This window comes from Pseudomonas sp. SMN11, from assembly GCF_052041945.1.
GTDB lineage: Bacteria > Pseudomonadota > Gammaproteobacteria > Pseudomonadales > Pseudomonadaceae > Aquipseudomonas.
On the sequence record NZ_JBKGGW010000023.1, the window covers coordinates 16,317 to 33,394 of the forward strand.

Genomic DNA, 17,078 nt, shown 5'->3' on the forward strand with positions numbered 1-17,078 from the left:
CCACCATGGACCACGTCCACCCCACACCCTTGGCCAGCAACCTGCGCCACGCCTGGAACCGGCTTGCCGATGCCCTGCAACAGCACCTGGGCGACAGCGTCGTGTGCCTGGTTGCGCGGTTCGGCATTGCCTCGGTGTTCTTCCTGTCCGGGCGAACCAAGGTCGAAGGCTTGCTGACCATTACGCCGAGCACCTACGAGCTGTTCCGCACCGAGTACACCTTGCCGCTGCTTTCCCCCTGGCTGGCGGCGCACCTGGCGACGTATGCCGAGCACCTGTTTTCGCTGCTGCTGGTGCTGGGCCTGATGACCCGTCTGTCGTCATTGGCACTGCTGGGCATGACCACGGTGATCGAAGTGTTCGTCTACCCCGATGCTTGGCCCACCCACCTGACCTGGGCGGGCTTGCTCCTGCTGTTGATTGCTCGTGGGGCGGGCAGGTTGTCCCTGGATCACCTGCTGAAGGTGCGCTGATCGCTGGCACCGGCCTGCACATGCAGGGACGTGCGCAGCAACAGCAGCACCGCCCCGAGTACCGGCAGGCTCACCAGCAGCAGCGCATAGCGCAGCGATTGCACGCCGAACAGCGGTTGCAGCAGGTCGCTGAGCAGGCCGGTCAGCAGCGGGCCGGCCCCCACGCCCAGCAAGGTGCTGACGATGGTCTGCAGGGCCATGGCCGTGCCGCGCTGCTGCGCCGCCACCAGTTGCGTGACCAGGTTGTAGGAAGGCGCCACCCACCACACGGCAAAGAAGCTGTACAACGCGCACCACAGCATCGCCACCGGTACCGGCAGGGAGCCCAGGTACATCAGCCGCTCGCTGGGCCACAGCAGGTAGCTGGCCAGTGCCGACAGCGCCGCCAGGTGGCCGAGCACCGGCAGTGACAGCTGCCAGTGCGCACCGCGGCGGGCCAGGCGGTCGCTCAGCCAGCCGCTGAACAGCCCGCCAATGCCGGCAGCGCTGCCGCAGACCACCCCCGCAAGCATGCCGGCCTCGCGCAGCGACAGGCCATGTGAGCGCACCAGGAAGCTGGTATTCCACATGGCTACGGCATAGGACCCCAGCGTGGTCAGTCCACCCGCGAGAATCAGCCAGCGATACGGCGCCAGCGCCCACAGTGCGCGGGCTTCGGCGCCAAGGCCGAGGCGCGCTGCCGGTGCAGGATGGCTATTCAGGTCCCAACCGCCACGTGCCGGCTCGCGCACCAGCAGCCCAAGGATGGCGGCAATGGCCAGGGCCGGCAGCCCCAGGGCGATGAACGCCGTGCGCCAGCCATACTGCTCGACCACCCAGGCCCCGATGCTCAGGCCGATGATCGACGAAAAGGTCGGTGCAGCGGTGAAGCAACTGATGGCGAACGAGCGCCGCTGCGGCGGGTACAGGTCGGCGATCAGCGACAGCGACGCCGAGGTGGTCGGTGCTTCGCTCACCGCCACCAGCATGCGCGCCAGGGCCAGCACCACGAAACTGCCCGCTAGCCCGCAACTCATGGTGGCCAGCGCCCACAGCAGGCAGGCCAGCGCCAGCAGGCGCAGGCGCGGCAGGCGGTCGACCAGACGCCCGGCCGGCAAGCCGAGCAGGGCATAGACGGCCGCGAAAGCCAGGCCCGAGATCAGGCCCAACGCGCTGTCACCAACCTGGAATTCGGCCTTGATCGGCTCGAACATCACTGCCAGGATCTGCCGGCCGACAAAATTGTCGGCGAACACGGCCGCCAGCAACAGCAGCAGGCCGTGGCTGCGCCAGCCGACCGTGGTCGCCGGCAGGGTAGGCGTGGCGCTGCTCATCGTGGTGCCCACAGGTCCGGCAGGCCGGGGTCGCTGACCACGATCAGACGCTTGAGCAACACCTTCAGCGCCTGGGCATCGGCTTCGCCGAGCTTGCCGATGAGGTCTTCCTCGACCACCTTGGCCAGCGCCACCTGCTGCAACGACAGCTCGCGGCCATTGGCGGTCAGCACGAAACGCAACGGTGCGGCGTCCCCTTCGATGGCCACCAGGCCCTGGCGTTCGAGGAAGCGCATGCCGGCCAGGGTGACCACATGGCCGGTGTAGCTGACGAAGGTGTTGAGCTCATCCAGGGTCAGGTTGTCGCGGATCGACAGCACCGCCAGCACGAAGAACGCCTGTTCATCCAGTTGCTGGTTGCTGAGCAGCTGGCGCAACCGGTTGAGCACCTGGTAATGGCCGCGGCCCAGCAGGTAGCCCAGCAGGTCTTCGGTATAGCTGCATTCCGGTGGCGGCGGCGTGGTGGCCAGGCGCAGCTCGCTGCGCGGCTTGCGCGTGGCCAGCGCGTACTGGCCGCTCTGGAAGGCCAGCGGCGCGCGGTCGCTGTGGTCGAACGCCAGCACCTCGCCGACGAAGATCACATGGTCGCCGCCTTCGTACTGGAAGGCGGTGCGGCACTGGAAGCGCGCGGTGCAATCCTGCAGCAGCGGGGCATCGCTGATACCGTTGTCGAGTTCGATTTCGGCGAACTTGTCCTCGCCCTGGGTAGCGAAGCGGCCGGACAGCTTCTCTTGCCCGATCGACAGCACATGCACGTTCCAGTGCTTGCCGTTGCTGAACACCGGCAGGCTGCGCGCCTGCTTGGACAGGCTCCACAGCACCAGCGGCGGGTTCAGCGATACCGAGTTGAAGCTGTTGGCGGTAATGCCCACCGGCGCGCCGTCCTCGCCCTGGGAGGTGATGATGGTGACACCGGTGGTGAAGGTGCCAAGTGCGGCACGGAAGGCCTGGGGGTCGAAACCGATCTGTTGGGTTGCCATGGCTGGCCTCATGCGGGTGGCTTTTGTGCCGCCAGTATTGGCCTGCAGGCCTTGCCGGGCATCGTCTCAACGGACTAACGCAGTTGCTCGATTCTGGTCCGATCGGACGAGGCGAAGCCGCCGCGCCCTGGCTAGTGTGGCGCCATGCGCATCGGGCGCAGTCAACAGCCAGAGGAGACACCCATGCCACCCGTTTTGTCATCGGTCCAGGCGCTCAGCGGCCTGTTAGCGCGGCAGCACAGCGCCTTCATCGGCGAGGGCGCCGTCACCGCCGAGCGCCGTCGCCAGCGCCTGCAGCAGGTAATCGACCTGCTGGTGCGCCATCACCAGAGCCTGACCCAGGCCATCGACGAGGATTTCGGCGGGCGGCCCGCCGGCTTCACCCTGATGAACGATGTGCTCGGTGCCCTGGCCAGTCTCAAGCACGCCAGGGACCACCTGCAGCAGTGGATGGCGGATGAGCCCAGGGCGCCCTTCGCGCCCTACGACCAGCTCGGCGCCAAGGCTTGGGTGCGTTACCAGCCCAAAGGCTCGGTGGGCATCATCGGCACCTGGAATGCCCCGCTGTACACCCTGTTCAGCCCGCTGGCGTCGGCCCTGGCCGCCGGCAACCGGGCCATCCTCAAACCGTCCGAGGTGCTGCCGCGCACGGCGGCGCTGGTCGCCGAACTGTGTGCCGCGCACTTCGACCCGCTGGAGGTGGCGGTGGTGACCGGCGGCCCTGATCTGGCCGATGCCTTCACCGCCCAGCCGTTCGACCACCTGGTGTTCACCGGCAGCACGGCGGTGGGGCGCAAGGTGATGGCCAATGCCGCGCAGAATCTGGTGCCGGTAACCCTGGAGCTAGGCGGCAAGTCACCGGTGATCGTGTCGGCCAGCGCCGACCTGGCCAAGGCCGCGCACAGTATTGCGGTGGCCAAGGCCACCAATGCCGGGCAGATCTGCATCAACCCGGACCTGGTCTATGTGCCCCGAGCGATGCAGGAGGGTTTCATCGCCGAGCTGCGCAGCGCCTATGGTGCGCTCAACCCGAGCGTGGCCGGCAACCCGGATGTAGTGGCCGTGGTCAATGCCCGGCACCTGGCGCGGGTCGAGGCGTTGGTGCAGGATGCGCAGCAGCTTGGCGTGCATGTCGAGACGATGCCCGAGGTTGCCCCCGGCACTGCGGATGAACGCCGTCGGCCCTTGAGCGTGGTGGTCAACCCGCCCGGGCAGGCGCAGATCATGCACGAAGAAATTTTCGGCCCGGCGCTGGTGGTGCTGGCTTATGACGCGCTTGAAGAGGTCATTGCCCAGATCAACAGCCGGCCACGGCCGCTGGCGCTGTATTACTTCGGCGAGAACCTGCAAGAGCAGCAGCAGGTGCTCGACCACACGCTGTCTGGCGGTGTGACGCTCAATGACGTGATGATGCATGCCGCCCTGCAAGATGCGCCGTTTGGCGGTGTCGGCGCCTCGGGCATGGGGCATTATCACGGCCGCGAGGGCTTCCTTGAGTTCAGCCACCTGCGCACTGTGTTCCAGGCCCCGGCACACGACCCGCGCCGTGAGTGGGGGCTGTTGCCACCCTATGGCGAGCACTACTTCGCCGCCATGCAGGCTCAGGTCACTGCCGACTGATGCGTACTTACAACAATGAAGAACAGGACGCCATGAGTAACCAGACCCAAGATCCGCATTCCACTGCTACCTCCAGCTGGTCACGCCGCGGCGTGCTCAAGGCCGGGGCAGTCGGCCTCGGCGTTGGCCTGCTGGGGCGCTTTGCCGACGCCGCAACCACGGGCCTGTCAGCCGCCGACTACCAAGGCCTGGACGCCTGGGCCATGGCCGAGGCGGTGCGCGCCGGCAGCCTCAGTGGCGAAGAGCTGCTGGCCGCCGCACTGGCCCGGCATGCCGCCGTCAACCCCAGGGTCGGCGCCGTGAACATGCTGCACGAGGCCTACGCCCAGTCCCTGTTGGCCCGTCGTCGCGCCGCTGGTGACGGCGCCAAGGGCGCGCTGGCCGGGGTGCCGCTGCTGCTCAAGGACCTCAACACCTACCTGCAAGGCACGCCGACCACCCATGGCTGCCGGCTGTTCCGCGATGCACCGCCGGCCAGCGTCACCAGCACCCTGATCGCCCGCTACGAGCAGGCCGGCGCGGTACCGTTCGGCAAGACCACCTGCCCGGAGTTCGGCCTGACCACCACCACCGAATCGCTGCTCTGGGGCCAGACCCACAACCCGTGGAATTTGGCCATGAGCGCCGGTGGCTCATCCGGTGGCGCTGCTGCGGCGGTGGCCGCCGGCATCGTTCCGGTGGCCCATGCCACCGACGGCGGCGGCTCGATCCGCATCCCGGCGTCGTACTGCGGCCTGGTCGGGCTCAAGCCCAGCCGTTACCGCACGCCCAGTGGCCCGCTGCACTTCGAGGGCTGGTTCGGTGCCAGCGTAGGCCATGTAGTGTCGCGCACGCTGCGTGACACCGCACTTTTCCTCGATGTCGGGCAGGGCCACGAAGCCGGCAGCGCCTACTGGAGCGCACCGCTGGAGCGCCCTTACGTGGAGGAGTTGCAGCGCGCCCCAGGCAAGCTGCGGGTGGCCGTGGTGCGCCAGTCGCTGACCGGCGCGCCGTTGGACCCTGCAGTGGCCGCCACCCTGGAGCAGACCATCAAGCAGTTGCAGGGCCTGGGCCATGAGCTCGAAGAGCTGCAGCTGACCGTGGACCCCCGTGAGCTGTTCGGCGCCCATGGCACGGTGATCGGCACTGCGCTGTCTAGCCTGGTGCACGAGCGCGAGCAGGCGCTGGGCCGCGCGGCAGGCCCGGGCGATCTGGAGCAGATCACCCAGGTGGTGCTAAAGCGGGCCAGCGCCACCAACGGCGAGGCGATGTACCGCGCCAGACAGAGCTTCGAGCGGATAGGCGCGGCGATGGAGCAGCCGTTTACCCGCTTCGATGTGATCCTCTCACCGGTCACCGCCAACCTCACCCCGGCCCTGGGCCAGCTCAGCCTCGACCAGTCGTGGGACAGCTACGCCCAGCGGGCGATGGGCAGCGCCGGCTTCACCGTGCTGGCCAACGTCAGCGGCCAGCCGTCGATTTCTCTGCCGCTGGGGCAGAGCGACGGCGGTTTGCCGGTGGGCATGCTGTTCACGGCGCGGCTCGGTGGTGAAGACGTGCTGCTGCGCCTGGCCAGCCAGCTGGAGCAGGACCGCCCGTGGGCCGGGCGCCGGGCGCAGCTGTAGCGCCTAGTCCGCTTTGACGATGAGTGCCCGTCGGCCAGCGCCGATCATGGGATGCACGCCGCCAGCCGCACCGCGAGGGTGCTGGCGGCTCTCCCCTGACCTTAGCGAATGGCACAACAACAATGACGGCTCAAGATCAGTCTCAAACCCAGTACGACGTGATAGTGGTCGGCTCGGGGGCCGGCGCGATGACCTCGGCGGTGTTCCTTGCCGACCAGGGCTTCAGCGTGCTGGTCCTGGAAAAGAGCGACAAGTTCGGCGGCACCTCGGCCATTTCCGGGGGCGGCATCTGGATCCCCAACAACCACTACTTCGCCCGCCAGGGCGGCAACGACAGCCTCGAGCAGGCACGCCGTTACCTCGATGCCGCGGCCGCTGGCCAGGTCGACCCGGCCCGCCTTGAGGCTTACCTGGACAACGCGCCGAAGATGATCGAGGCGCTCACCCGCTGCAGCCGCGTGCGCTATGCGGTGGCGGCGAAGTACCCGGATTACTACCCGCACCTGCCCGGCGCCTTGCCCGGCGGGCGCACCCTCGACCCGGAGCTGTTCGACAGCAGCTTGCTCGGCGCCGAGCTCGACAACCTGCGCAAGCCGTCACCCTCGACCTTGCTGATGGGCCGTATCGCCTGGACTGCACGGGATGCGCACAAGGCCATGGCCCGTGGCTTTGGCTGGCGCCTACTGATCCTGCGGCTGATGCTGCGCTACAAGCTCGACTTCAAGTGGCGCCGCAAGAGCCGCTTCGACCGCCGTGCGGCGCTGGGCAGCTCGCTGGTGTGTTCCCTGCGCCGCTCGCTGATGGACCGCAACGTGCCGCTGTGGCTGAACAGCGACTTCCGTGAACTGATCGCGGAGCAGGGCCGGGTCAGCGGCGTGCGCATCTACCGCGAGGGCCGCGAACTCGCGCTGAAGGCCCGTCACGGAGTAATCCTGGCGTCTGGCGGTTTCGAGCAGAACCAGGCCTTGCGTGAACAGTACCTGCCCAAGCCGACGCGCATGGCCTGGAGCGCCACGCCACCGGGCAACAACACCGGTGCCGCGTTGCAGGCCGGCCTGGCCCAGGGCGCGGCCACCGCACTGATGGACTGGGCCTGGTGGGCGCCGACCATCGCCGTGCCCGGTGAAGACAAGCCCCGTGGCATCTTCGCCGAGCGCGCCTTCCCCGGCGCCATCGTGGTCAATGGCGAGGGCCGGCGCTTCGTCAACGAAGCCGCACCGTACCTGGAATTCGTCGACGCCATGCACCGCGACAATGCCCGCACCGGCGGTGGATCGGTGCCGGCCTGGGTGATCTTTGACGGGCATTTCCGCTTCAACTACGCCATGGGCCCGTTGATGCCGGCCCAGGTCATGCCCGACAGCCGCCTGCGCCCGGAATGGCGCGACACCCTGTACTGGAAGGCCGACAGCCTGGAGGCCCTGGCCGGCAAGATCGGCATCGACGCCCTGGGCCTGGCCGATACCGTGGCCCAGGTCAACGACTATGCGCGCACCGGAGTCGACCTGGACTTCGGCCGCGGCGGCAATGTCTTCGACCGTTACTACGGCGACTGCAACATCAAGCCCAACCCGTGCCTGGCACCCCTGAGCAAGGGGCCGTACTACGCCATGCGCCTGGATGCCGGTGACATCGGCACCAAGGGCGGCCTGCTGACCAATGCCCAGGCCCAGGTGCTGCGTGATGACGGCTCGGTGATCGCCGGCCTGTATGCCATCGGCAACTGCTCGGCCTCGGTGATGGGCACCAGCTACCCCGGTGCCGGTGGCACCCTGGGCCCGGCCATGACCTTTGCCTATGTGGCCGCCAACCACCTGGCGGCCAAGCGCCGGGAGGTGGCATGAGCAGCGCCGTCACCGCGATTCTCGAACCGTTGCAGGTGGCCGATGCGGCGGCGCTGCAGTGGCAGGCACACTGCGATGTGCTGGTGATCGGCTGGGGCGCCGCCGGCGCCTGCGCGGCGCTCCAGGCACGTGCCGAGGGCGCCGATGTGCTGGTCGTCGATCGCTTCACCGGCGGCGGCGCCAGCGCACGCAGCGGTGGTGTGGTGTATGCCGGCGGCGGTACGCGGCATCAGCGGGCGGCGGGTTTCGACGACAGCCCCGAGGCGATGTTCGATTACCTGCGGCATGAAACCCAGGGCGTGGTCAGCGACGACACGCTGTGGCGCTTCTGCCGCGACAGCGTCGCCAACCTGCAATGGCTGGAAAGCCACGGCGCGCCGTTCGCCCACCAGATGCCACCTGGCGGCAAGACGTCATACCCGCCCGACGGCGCCTTTCTCTACTACTCGGGCAACGAACTGGTGCCGGCCTATGCCGGCCAGCAGCCGGCGGCGCCGCGGGGTCACCGCACCGTCGGCAAGGGCCAGTGCGGCGCGGTGCTGTACAGCCACTTGCAGGCGGCCTGCCTGCGCGCCGGCGTGCGGCCGTTGCCGCAGTCGGCTGCCCGGCGCCTGGTGCTCGACGGGCAAGGGCGGGTGATCGGCGCCGAGTTGTGGCGCCTGGCACCGGGCAGCAAGGCGGCGCGCGAACATGCGCGGCTGGCGGCCCGCGCCGAACGCCTGCAGAACTTCCTGCCGGGCTACTGCGACCGCCTGCGCCGCCGGCTGAGTGCGCTCGAACACAAGCACGCCCGGCCCTGGCTGGTGCGGGCTGTGAACGGGGTGATCCTGAGCACCGGTGGCTTCATCTTCAACCGTGAGCTGATCAAGGCCCATGCGCCAGCCTTCCGCCGCAACTTCAAGGTCGGCGCCACCGGCTGCGACGGCAGCGGCCTGCGCCTGGGCCTCAGCGTCGGTGCGGCCAGCGACCGCCTGCAGCGGGTCTCGGCGTGGCGCTTCATCAACCCGCCGTACAGCTGGCACAAGGGCATCGTGGTCAACCGCGCCGGCGAGCGCTTCTGCAACGAAGAGGTATACGGCGCCACCCTCGGCCAGCCGTTGATGGAAGAGCAGGGCGGCCGCGCTTGGCTGGTGCTCGATGCGCCGCTGCGCAAGCAAGCCCTGCGCGAGGCGCTGTTTGGCGGTTACTGGTGGTTCCAGGCGCTGCCGGCATTGGTGCTGATGCTGTTGGGTGCCCGTAAGGGCAAAAATTTGCAGGCGTTGGCGCAATCCACCGGCATGGTCGGGGAAAACCTGCGTCAGGCCTTGCTGGCCAACAATGCCGCGGCCCGCGGCCAGGCGCCGGACCCGTTCGGCAAGTCGGCGGGCGGGCGCCAGGTGCTGGAGCAGGGGCCGTTCCATGCCTGCGATATCTCGGTGGGCAACCCGATCTTCCCGCTGGGGGCATTGACCCTCGGTGGCCTGCGCGTGGACGAGCAGAGCGGTGCGGTGCTGGACCAGGAGGGCCAGGCAATCGCCGGGCTCTATGCGGCCGGGCGCACGGCGCTGGGCATTCCTTCACATCTTTACATCAGCGGCCTGTCCCTGGCCGATTGCGTGTTCTCCGGTCGCCGTGCCGGAGCCGCCGTCGCCGCCCGGGCACGCTTGAACACGGACTGCGAGGTGGCGTCATGAGTGAACGAAACGGGCGGGTGCAGGGCAAGGTTGCCTTGGTCACCGGCGGCGCCAAGGGTATCGGCGCAGCCAGTGCACGGCTGCTGGTGGAGCAGGGCGCCCAGGTGCTGATCAGCGATATCGATGAGCAGGCCGGGCTGGCCCTGGCCGAAGCGCTTGGCCCGGCGGCCAGCTTCATCGTCCATGATGCGAGCGATGAAGCGCAGTGGCAGCGGGTGATGGCGGCCATTGCCGAGCGCCATGGCCGGCTGGATATCCTGCTCAACAATGCCGGCATGCTGCAGCCCGGGAACATCGAGGACACCGAGTTGCGCGACTGGGAGCGGCTGATGCGGGTCAACGCATCCAGTGTGTTCCTGGGTTGCCGCGCGGGCATCGCATTGATGAAGGCGCAGGGTGGTTCGATCATCAATCTGTCGTCGGTGGCGGCCTTGGCCGGGCGTGACGATTTCCTGGCCTACAGCGCCTCGAAAGGCGCGGTGGCGGCGCTGACCCGTTCGGTGGCAGCGTTCTGCCGGCGGCGGCGTTATCGCATTCGTTGCAATTCGCTGCATCCGGATGGGGTGCTGACCGACATGACCCGTGGCGGTTTCCCTGAAGGGGTCGATCCGGTGCGGTTGACCATCGACAGTGACCCGATGAACCGCATGTGCCTGCCCGAGGATGTGGCGGCCAGTGTGCTGTACCTGGCCAGTGACGAGGCGCGGGCGGTGAATGGGGTGGAGTTGCGGATCGATAGCGGGCAGTTGGTGATGTCGATCTGAATAGGCAGTTCGGGGCCGCTGCGCGGCCCTTCGCGGGCACGCCCGCTCCCACAGGGATAGCGTACTTCCTGAAGTGAGCGCCAAACCTGTGGGGGCGGGCGTGCCTGCGAAGGGCTGCGCAGCAGCCCCGGCAAAGTCTGCTGATCAGTGCCCTTCAAACCGCGCCGGGCGCTTCTCGATAAACGCCTGCATCCCTTCCTTCTGATCCTTGGAAGCAAACAACAACGCATTGGCCTTGCGCTCCAGCGCCAGGGCCGCATCCAGCGGCGCATCCATCCCCGCCAGGATCACCTCCTTGATCTGCTCGGCCGCCAGCGCCGGCATCGCCGCAATCACCCGTGCCAGCTCCAGCGCATGGCCCTGCACCTGGTCATCCTCGACCAGGTCGCTGACCAACCCCGCCACCCAGGCCTCTTCGGCACTGATCGGCTGCCCGGTCAGGGCCATGCGCATGGCCTTGGCCTTGCCCACGCCGCGCACCAGGCGCTGGGTGCCGCCGATGCCAGGCATGATGCCGATGCGGATCTCTGGCTGGCAGAAGCGCGCACTGCGCCCGGCAACGATCAGGTCGGCGAGCATCGCCAGTTCGCAGCCGCCGCCATAGGCGTAACCGCAGACCGCCGCGATCACTGGCTTCGGGCAGTGCTGGATCGGCGCCCAGACCCGCTCGGTGTGGCGCTGGTAGATGTCGATCGGGCCGACCCCGGCCATGCTGCCGATATCGCCGCCAGCGGCGAACACCTTGTCGCCACCGGTCAGCAGGATGCAGCGCACCTGCGGGTCCGCACCCAGCTCGGCGAAATGCTGCGACAGCAGCGCTTGCAGCTCCAGGCTAAGGGCATTGGTGGCGTGCGGGCGGTTCAGCCGCAGCAGCGCAACGCCCGCCAGCGGGCGTTCGAGCAGGACCGGTGGAGCAGCTGAATCAGGCATGGATTTCCTCATGTGCAGGGGCGCGATGGCCGCCAGTGTTGCCCCGCGCCGCGGCCCGTTCATCGTCCGTTCAGACGAAGTACGGTCGCCATCGAGCCTCTAGAGTCGGTTGCCATGGCAGAACGAGGAACAGGCTATGGGGTTTGATTACAGCGGCAAGGTGGTGCTCGTCACCGGCGGTAGTAAAGGGATCGGCGCCGGTATCGCCGAAGGGTTTCTCGCAGCCGGGGCGCAGGTGATCGTCTGCGCCCGCAGCCAGCCCGCACAGTTGCCCAGCGCCAATGGCCGCAGCGCGGTGTTCATCGCCGCTGACGTGCGCGACGGCGAGTCACTGCAGGCGCTGTTCGACACCGTCGAGCGTGACTTCAGCCGCCTCGACGTGCTGGTCAACAATGCCGGCGGCAGCCCCTCGGCGGTGGCCGCCACCGCCTCGCCACGCTTTCACGAGGGCGTGCTGCGGCTGAACCTGATCGCACCGCTCAACGCCGCCCAGCATGCCAACCGCTTGATGCAGGCCCAAGCGCAGGGCGGTTGCATCGTCTTCATCGGCAGCATCAGCGCCCTGCGTGCCTCACCCGGTACCGCCGCCTACGGCGCGGCCAAGGCCGGGGTGCTGGCGCTGGTGCAATCGCTGGCCGTGGAGTGGGCGCCGAAAGTGCGCGTGGTCGCGGTCAGCCCCGGCCTGGTGCTGACCGACCAGGCCCACCTGCATTACGGCAGCGAGCACGGCATCGCCGCCGTCAGCGCGGGCATCCCGGCCGGGCGCATGGCTGACGCCTGCGACATCGCCAACGCCTGCCTGTACATCGCCTCGCCCCTGGCCAGCTATGCCAGCGGTTGCAACCTGCTGCTGCACGGCGGTGGCGAGCGCCCGGCGTTTCTCAGTGCGGCCCAGGCCCTACCGACTTGATCGACCACCTGGCGGCGGCCGCATCGGCCCGCCGCCCTCACGTTGCAGGAGACGACTTTGGCTGACCCACAATTGCTATCCAGCGTGCGCGCCCTCGTGGGCCGCGAATATGGCCGGGTGTATGCCTGGGATGCGGTGAATGCGCCGATGATCCGCCAATGGTGCGAGATCATGGGCATCGACAACCCGCTCTACAGCGACCCCGACTTTGCCCAGAGCAGCCCGCACCAGGCGATCGTCGCGCCGCCGGCCATGCTCCAGGTGTGGACCATGGAAGGACTGCACGCCAACAACTACCCGCCGGGCTCCACCGAACAGAACCCGTACGAAGTGCTCAAGTTGATCGAGGAATACGGCTACGCCTCGGTGGTTGCGGTGAACTCCGAGCTGAGCTTCACCCGCCCAGTGCAGCTGGGCGAGCGACTGTACTACACCACCCGCTTGGACGCGGTGGGGGACGAGAAGACTACCGCCCTGGGCACCGGCTTTTTCGTCACCCTGGTGATGAGCCACTTCGTCGAAAAGCCCGAGGGTGACGAGCCGGTGGGCGAGCTGCTGTTCCGCGTGTTCAAGTTCCGCCCGGCCAACCCGCAACCCGCCGCCAAGCCCGAGGCCGCACCGGCCAAGGCCAAGCGCCCGCTGCCGGGAGTGAGCGACGACACCCGGTTCTTCTGGGAAGGCTGCGCCGAAGATCGCCTGCTGATCCAGCGCTGCAGCGCCTGCGCCACCTTGCGTCACCCACCGGCACCGGTGTGCATGGCCTGCCACAGCTTCGAATGGGACAGCGTCCAGGCCAGCGGGCGCGGCAGCCTGTATTCCTTTGTGGTCATGCACTACCCCGAGGTGCCGCCGTTCGACCACCCCAATCCGATCGGCCTGATCGAGCTGGAGGAGGGCGTGCGCCTGGTCGCCGGGCTGATCGGCGTACAGCGCGAGCAACTGCAGATCGGCCAGCGCCTGCAGGTCGAGTTCCACACTTTCGACGAGCAGCAGACCTTGCCGTTGTTCCGGCCAGTGGCCGAATAGGAGGGCGCCCATGGACTTTCAATTGAGCGAAGACCAGCGGGCCATCGAGCAGATGGCCGAGAGCTTGTTCAGCGACCACTGCCATGACGATGCCTTGCGCCACTGGGATGCCAGCGGCGAGCCGTTGATGGCGCCGCTATGGGCGCTGTGCCGGGAAACCGGCCTGCATGCCTTGGCCATCCCGGAGCAGCAGGGTGGCAGCGGCCTGGGCATGACCGAGCTGATGCTGGTGTTGCAGGCCCAGGGGCGCAGCCTTGGCCAGGTACCGTTGTGGCGGCACCAGCTGGCCGCCGCGACCCTGGCCGCCTTCGGCCTGGGCGACCTGTCGCAGCTGGCGGCCCAGGCAGCTGCGGGCGAGCGGTTGCTCAGCCTGTCGCTGGACGGCCTGTACGCCGCAGGTGGCATCGCCTTGCAGGCCACGGCCTGTGCCGAGGGCTGGCAGGTCAGCGGGCAGGTAGCCGCACTGCCACTCGGTGGGCAGGCCCACGCGGCGCTGCTGCCCGTACTTGCCAACGGCCAGCCACGGCTGCTGTTGCTCGACCTTGGCAACCCGGCCATCCGCCGCGTGCCCGGAGTACTTACCCACGGCGAAGCGATCACTGACCTGCACATCGAGGGCCTGCAGGTCAGTGCCGACCGTGTGCTGCCCGCCGCCGCGCTGGCCTGGCTCGAACCGCGCACCATCGCCGCCCTGGCGGCCCTGCAGCTGGGGGTCAGTGCCGAGCACATCCAGCGCACCGTGGCCTATGTGGGCGAGCGCCAGCAGTTCGACCGGCGCATCGGCAGCTTCCAGGCGGTGCAGATGAGCATGGCCGATGCACACATCGCCCTGGAGGCCCTGCGCAGTGCCCTGTGGCAGCTGTGCTACAGGCTGGACGCCGGCCTGCCGGCACCGTCCGAGGCCCAGGCCACTGCCTACCTGGCCTGCGAAGCCGGCCACCGCATTGGCCATGTCGCCCAGCACGTGCACGGCGGCATTGGCGTCGACCTGACCTACCCGATTCACCGCTACCTCTACTGGAGCCGCGCCCTGGGCATTGCCCTGGGTGGTTCGGCGGCCTGCCTGGAACGGCTCGGCGACTGGCTGAGCGACAACGACAAGCTGGGATGGAAATATGACCTCGAAGAACACCAAGCGCTTTGACGATGTGCGCCCCGGCGAAACCCTGCCAGCGCTGCAGGTGCCGATCACGGTGGCGCTCATCGCCGGCGGTGCGATCGCCACGCGCGACTACTTCCCGGGCCACCATGACCTGGATGCCGCCCGTGAACTGGGCTCGCCCCACGTGTTCATGAACATCCTCACCACCAATGGCCTGGTGCAGCGCTTCGTCGAAGGCTGGGCCGGCCCGCTGGCGCGCTTCACCTCACTGAAGATCAAGCTGGGCGTGCCCAACTACCCCGGCGACTGCATGACCTTCAGCGGCAGCGTGACCAGTTGTGACCCCGAAACCCGCACGGTGGAAGTGACCCTGAGCGGCAAGAACTCAATGGGCAACCACGTGACCGGCACGGTCGCGCTGGTGCTGCCATGATCAGCGGAGGCAGCATGAGCAACCTTTCGATTTCCGGGCGCGCCGCGATTGTCGGGCTGGGCGCCACCGAGTTTTCCAAGAACTCCGGGCGCACCGAACTGCGCCTGGCCCTCGAAGCCACCCTCGAGGCCCTGCGCGACGCCGGCATCGACCCCTCGGAAGTGGAGGGCTTCAGCTCTTACTCGGTAGACAAGGTCCCGGAGTACGAAATCGCCCGCCTGCTGGGCTGCAAGGACGTCAAGTTCTTCTCCCAGGTGCCCCACGGTGGCGGCGCCGCCTGCGCGCCGGTGATGCATGCGGCCATGGCGGTGGCGACTGGCGTGGCCAAGGTGGTGGTGGTGTACCGGGCGATGAACGAACGCTCCTGGTACCGCTTCGGCAGTGGCAGCTACGGCTTTGCCGCCACGCCGATCTTCGACAACGTCAACTACGGCTGGTACATGCCCCACGGCTTCCACACCCCGGCCGCCTGGGTCGGCATGTTCGCCCAGCGCTACATGCACACCTATGGCGCCACCTCGGAAGACTTCGGCCGGGTGGCCGTGGCGGCGCGGGACTTTGCCGCGACCAACCCCAAGGCGTTCTTCCACGGCAAGCCGATCACCCTCGAAGAGCACCAGGCCTCGCGCTGGATCTGCGAGCCGCTGCACCTGCTCGACTGCTGCCAGGAGTCCGACGGCGCGGTGGCCATGGTCATCACCTCGGCCGAGCGTGCCCGTGATCTGCGGCAGAAGCCGGTGATCATCAAGGCCGGTTCCCAGGGCATCACCCAGGGCCAGCAGAGCATGACCTCGTTCTACCGCGACGACATCACCGGCCTGCCGGAAATGGGCGTGGTCGCCAAGGAACTGTACCGCCAGTCCGGGCTCGGCCCCGAGGCGCTGCAGACGGCGGTGATCTACGACCACTTCACCCCGTTCGTGCTGCCGCAACTGGAGGAGTTCGGCTTTGCCCGGCGTGGCGAGGCCAAGGAGTTCATCCGCGCCGGGCACCACGCCCGCGGCGGCAAGCTGCCGATCAACACCCACGGCGGGCAGCTGGGCGAGGCCTACATCCACGGCATGAACGGCGTCGCCGAGGCCGTGCGCCAGGTGCGTGGCACGGCGGTCAACCAGGTGGCGGACGTGGAAAACGTGCTGGTCACCGCCGGCACCGGCGTGCCCACCAGCGGCCTGATTCTGGGCACGGCCTGAGGAGTACAGCATGTTCGTCGATCTTACCCCCGAGCAACATGCGCTGCGCCGCCAGGTGCGCGACTACTTCCAGGCGCTGATGACCCCCGAGCTGCGCGAGCGCCTGCGCGGCCAGGAAGGCGGCGAGCTGTATCGCCAGACCGTGCGCCAGATGGGCCGTGACGGCTGGCTGGCGGTGGGCTGGCCGAAGGCCCACGGCGGCCAGGGCTACGCCGCCACCGAGCAGCTGATCTTCTTCGAAGAAGCCAACATCGCTGGCGCGCCGCTGCCGTTCGTGACCATCAGCACGGTGGGCCCGGCGCTGATGGAGCACGGCAGCGCGGCGCAGAAAGAGCGCTTTCTGCCAGGTATCGCCGCCGGTGAAATCATGTTTGCCATCGGTTACTCCGAGCCCGATGCCGGCAGCGACCTGGCGGTGCTGCGCACCAGCGCCCGGCTGGACGGCGAGCACTTCGTGGTCAACGGCAACAAGCTGTGGACCTCGGGCGCCGAGTCGGCGGACTTCATTTGGCTGGCCGCACGCACCGACCCCAGCCAGGCGCGGCACAAGGGCGTGTCGATCCTGATCCTCGACACCCGCCTGCCTGGGTTCTCCAGCACGGTGATCCCGACCACCAGCAACCCGACCGCCGCCACTTACTACGACAACGTGCAGGTGCCCCGGGACATGCTGGTTGGCGAGCTGCACGGCGGCTGGAAGCTGATCACCGCGCAGCTCAACCACGAACGCCTGGGCCTGGGCTCGTGGTCGGACAAGGTCGTCGGGCTGTTCCGCCGGGTCTACCTGTGGGCCAAGGTCCGCGACGAGCAGGGCCGGCGGGCGATGGACAAGGCCTGGGTGCGCAGCTCGCTGGCCGAGTGCTATGCGCGCCTGGAGGCGATGCGCCTGATCAACCTGCGCATTGCCGCCAACCTGGAGCGCGAGCACATGGACGTGGCGTTGAGCTCGACCACCAAGGTGTACGGCTCGGAGTCGGCAATCGAGATCCTCCGCCGGCTGTCGGCCATCGTCGGCGCCAATGGCGTGGTGCGTGGCGGCTCGGCTGCGGCGGCGCTGCACGGTGACCTGGAGTACGAGCTGCGCGCCTCTGTCACCGTGACCTTTGGCGGCGGTACCAATGAAATCCAGCGCGAGCTGATCGCCCAGTTCGGCCTGGGCATGCCGCGCACCCAGCGCTGAGCCACCCCAACCACAACGAAAGGCCCCGCCCCG

The 17,078-nt window shown here is 68.2% G+C and carries 15 protein-coding genes; 12 read left to right on the top strand and 3 right to left on the bottom strand.

Annotation, left to right across the window (positions count from 1 at the left end):
* The first annotated feature begins 5 nt into the window (after nucleotides 1-5).
* Nucleotides 6-473, top strand: coding sequence for a DoxX family protein (locus ACLEJU_RS18545; protein ID WP_435424275.1), 468 nt, complete (start codon nucleotides 6-8; stop codon nucleotides 471-473).
* Here ACLEJU_RS18545 and ACLEJU_RS18550 read toward each other — a convergent pair.
* A complete protein-coding gene (locus ACLEJU_RS18550) occupies nucleotides 452-1,786 on the bottom strand; it encodes an MFS transporter (RefSeq protein WP_435424274.1) in 1,335 nt (444 codons plus the stop codon). The genes ACLEJU_RS18545 and ACLEJU_RS18550 overlap by 22 nt on opposite strands.
* Complete coding sequence (locus ACLEJU_RS18555; RefSeq protein WP_435424273.1) at nucleotides 1,783-2,766, bottom strand: flavin reductase; 984 nt, start codon at nucleotides 2,764-2,766, stop codon at nucleotides 1,783-1,785. The genes ACLEJU_RS18550 and ACLEJU_RS18555 overlap by 4 nt, the downstream gene beginning before the upstream one ends.
* Before the next feature lie 183 nt (nucleotides 2,767-2,949).
* Between ACLEJU_RS18555 and ACLEJU_RS18560 the strand changes: the two genes are divergently transcribed.
* The 5 genes from ACLEJU_RS18560 to ACLEJU_RS18580 all read left to right on the top strand — a co-directional run bounded on the left by ACLEJU_RS18560 (nucleotide 2,950) and on the right by ACLEJU_RS18580 (nucleotide 10,271).
* Nucleotides 2,950-4,386, top strand: coding sequence for a coniferyl aldehyde dehydrogenase (locus tag ACLEJU_RS18560; RefSeq protein WP_435424272.1), 1,437 nt, complete (start codon nucleotides 2,950-2,952; stop codon nucleotides 4,384-4,386).
* A gap of 32 nt (nucleotides 4,387-4,418) precedes the next feature.
* Entirely contained in the window at nucleotides 4,419-5,990 is a 1,572-nt protein-coding gene (locus tag ACLEJU_RS18565) for an amidase (RefSeq protein WP_435424294.1), read from the top strand.
* A 122-nt stretch (nucleotides 5,991-6,112) separates the two neighbouring features.
* The gene (locus tag ACLEJU_RS18570) at nucleotides 6,113-7,834 is read left to right on the top strand and encodes an FAD-binding protein (RefSeq protein ID WP_435424271.1); all 1,722 of its coding nucleotides are present in this window, start codon (nucleotides 6,113-6,115) and stop codon (nucleotides 7,832-7,834) included.
* Complete coding sequence (locus ACLEJU_RS18575) at nucleotides 7,831-9,507, top strand: FAD-binding protein (RefSeq protein WP_435424270.1); 1,677 nt, start codon at nucleotides 7,831-7,833, stop codon at nucleotides 9,505-9,507. Before ACLEJU_RS18570 ends, ACLEJU_RS18575 begins: the two co-directional genes overlap by 4 nt.
* Nucleotides 9,504-10,271 carry an SDR family oxidoreductase gene (locus tag ACLEJU_RS18580; RefSeq protein ID WP_435424269.1) on the top strand — a complete coding sequence of 256 codons (768 nt, stop codon included), beginning with the start codon at nucleotides 9,504-9,506 and terminating at the stop codon, nucleotides 10,269-10,271. Before ACLEJU_RS18575 ends, ACLEJU_RS18580 begins: the two co-directional genes overlap by 4 nt.
* A gap of 144 nt (nucleotides 10,272-10,415) precedes the next feature.
* Here the strand turns inward: ACLEJU_RS18580 and ACLEJU_RS18585 are convergent, their stop codons facing one another.
* Nucleotides 10,416-11,201, bottom strand: a complete 786-nt coding sequence (locus ACLEJU_RS18585) for an enoyl-CoA hydratase (protein ID WP_435424268.1) — start codon at nucleotides 11,199-11,201, stop codon at nucleotides 10,416-10,418.
* Nucleotides 11,202-11,337: 136 nt separating this feature from the next.
* Here ACLEJU_RS18585 and ACLEJU_RS18590 point away from each other — a divergent pair, with 136 nt between their 5' ends.
* From ACLEJU_RS18590 to ACLEJU_RS18615, 6 genes are read left to right on the top strand one after another with little or no spacing between them, the layout of a single operon-like run.
* Nucleotides 11,338-12,111: an SDR family oxidoreductase gene (locus tag ACLEJU_RS18590; RefSeq protein WP_435424267.1), complete on the top strand. Its 774-nt coding sequence runs from the start codon at nucleotides 11,338-11,340 to the stop codon at nucleotides 12,109-12,111.
* A gap of 57 nt (nucleotides 12,112-12,168) precedes the next feature.
* A complete protein-coding gene (locus ACLEJU_RS18595) occupies nucleotides 12,169-13,137 on the top strand; it encodes a bifunctional MaoC family dehydratase N-terminal/OB-fold nucleic acid binding domain-containing protein (protein ID WP_435424266.1) in 969 nt (322 codons plus the stop codon).
* A 10-nt stretch (nucleotides 13,138-13,147) separates the two neighbouring features.
* Nucleotides 13,148-14,281 carry an acyl-CoA dehydrogenase family protein gene (locus tag ACLEJU_RS18600; RefSeq protein ID WP_435424265.1) on the top strand — a complete coding sequence of 378 codons (1,134 nt, stop codon included), beginning with the start codon at nucleotides 13,148-13,150 and terminating at the stop codon, nucleotides 14,279-14,281.
* Nucleotides 14,253-14,672, top strand: a complete 420-nt coding sequence (locus ACLEJU_RS18605; protein ID WP_435424264.1) for a MaoC family dehydratase — start codon at nucleotides 14,253-14,255, stop codon at nucleotides 14,670-14,672. The genes ACLEJU_RS18600 and ACLEJU_RS18605 overlap by 29 nt, the downstream gene beginning before the upstream one ends.
* A 14-nt stretch (nucleotides 14,673-14,686) precedes the next feature.
* Nucleotides 14,687-15,865, top strand: coding sequence for a lipid-transfer protein (locus tag ACLEJU_RS18610; protein ID WP_435424263.1), 1,179 nt, complete (start codon nucleotides 14,687-14,689; stop codon nucleotides 15,863-15,865).
* A 10-nt stretch (nucleotides 15,866-15,875) separates the two neighbouring features.
* Nucleotides 15,876-17,045, top strand: coding sequence for an acyl-CoA dehydrogenase family protein (locus ACLEJU_RS18615; protein ID WP_435424262.1), 1,170 nt, complete (start codon nucleotides 15,876-15,878; stop codon nucleotides 17,043-17,045).
* Nucleotides 17,046-17,078 lie beyond the last annotated feature (33 nt).

What these genes read in the sequence shown, in the direction of transcription:
- ACLEJU_RS18545 (WP_435424275.1), top strand. Translation starts at nt 6, where the DNA reads ATGGACCACGTCCACCCCACACCCTTGGCCAGCAACCTGCGCCACGCC.
- ACLEJU_RS18550 (WP_435424274.1), bottom strand. Translation starts at nt 1,786, where the DNA reads ATGAGCAGCGCCACGCCTACCCTGCCGGCGACCACGGTCGGCTGGCGC.
- ACLEJU_RS18555 (WP_435424273.1), bottom strand. Translation starts at nt 2,766, where the DNA reads ATGGCAACCCAACAGATCGGTTTCGACCCCCAGGCCTTCCGTGCCGCA.
- ACLEJU_RS18560 (WP_435424272.1), top strand. Translation starts at nt 2,950, where the DNA reads ATGCCACCCGTTTTGTCATCGGTCCAGGCGCTCAGCGGCCTGTTAGCG.
- ACLEJU_RS18565 (WP_435424294.1), top strand. Translation starts at nt 4,419, where the DNA reads ATGAGTAACCAGACCCAAGATCCGCATTCCACTGCTACCTCCAGCTGG.
- ACLEJU_RS18570 (WP_435424271.1), top strand. Translation starts at nt 6,113, where the DNA reads ATGACGGCTCAAGATCAGTCTCAAACCCAGTACGACGTGATAGTGGTC.
- ACLEJU_RS18575 (WP_435424270.1), top strand. Translation starts at nt 7,831, where the DNA reads ATGAGCAGCGCCGTCACCGCGATTCTCGAACCGTTGCAGGTGGCCGAT.
- ACLEJU_RS18580 (WP_435424269.1), top strand. Translation starts at nt 9,504, where the DNA reads ATGAGTGAACGAAACGGGCGGGTGCAGGGCAAGGTTGCCTTGGTCACC.
- ACLEJU_RS18585 (WP_435424268.1), bottom strand. Translation starts at nt 11,201, where the DNA reads ATGCCTGATTCAGCTGCTCCACCGGTCCTGCTCGAACGCCCGCTGGCG.
- ACLEJU_RS18590 (WP_435424267.1), top strand. Translation starts at nt 11,338, where the DNA reads ATGGGGTTTGATTACAGCGGCAAGGTGGTGCTCGTCACCGGCGGTAGT.
- ACLEJU_RS18600 (WP_435424265.1), top strand. Translation starts at nt 13,148, where the DNA reads ATGGACTTTCAATTGAGCGAAGACCAGCGGGCCATCGAGCAGATGGCC.
- ACLEJU_RS18605 (WP_435424264.1), top strand. Translation starts at nt 14,253, where the DNA reads ATGACCTCGAAGAACACCAAGCGCTTTGACGATGTGCGCCCCGGCGAA.
- ACLEJU_RS18610 (WP_435424263.1), top strand. Translation starts at nt 14,687, where the DNA reads ATGAGCAACCTTTCGATTTCCGGGCGCGCCGCGATTGTCGGGCTGGGC.
- ACLEJU_RS18615 (WP_435424262.1), top strand. Translation starts at nt 15,876, where the DNA reads ATGTTCGTCGATCTTACCCCCGAGCAACATGCGCTGCGCCGCCAGGTG.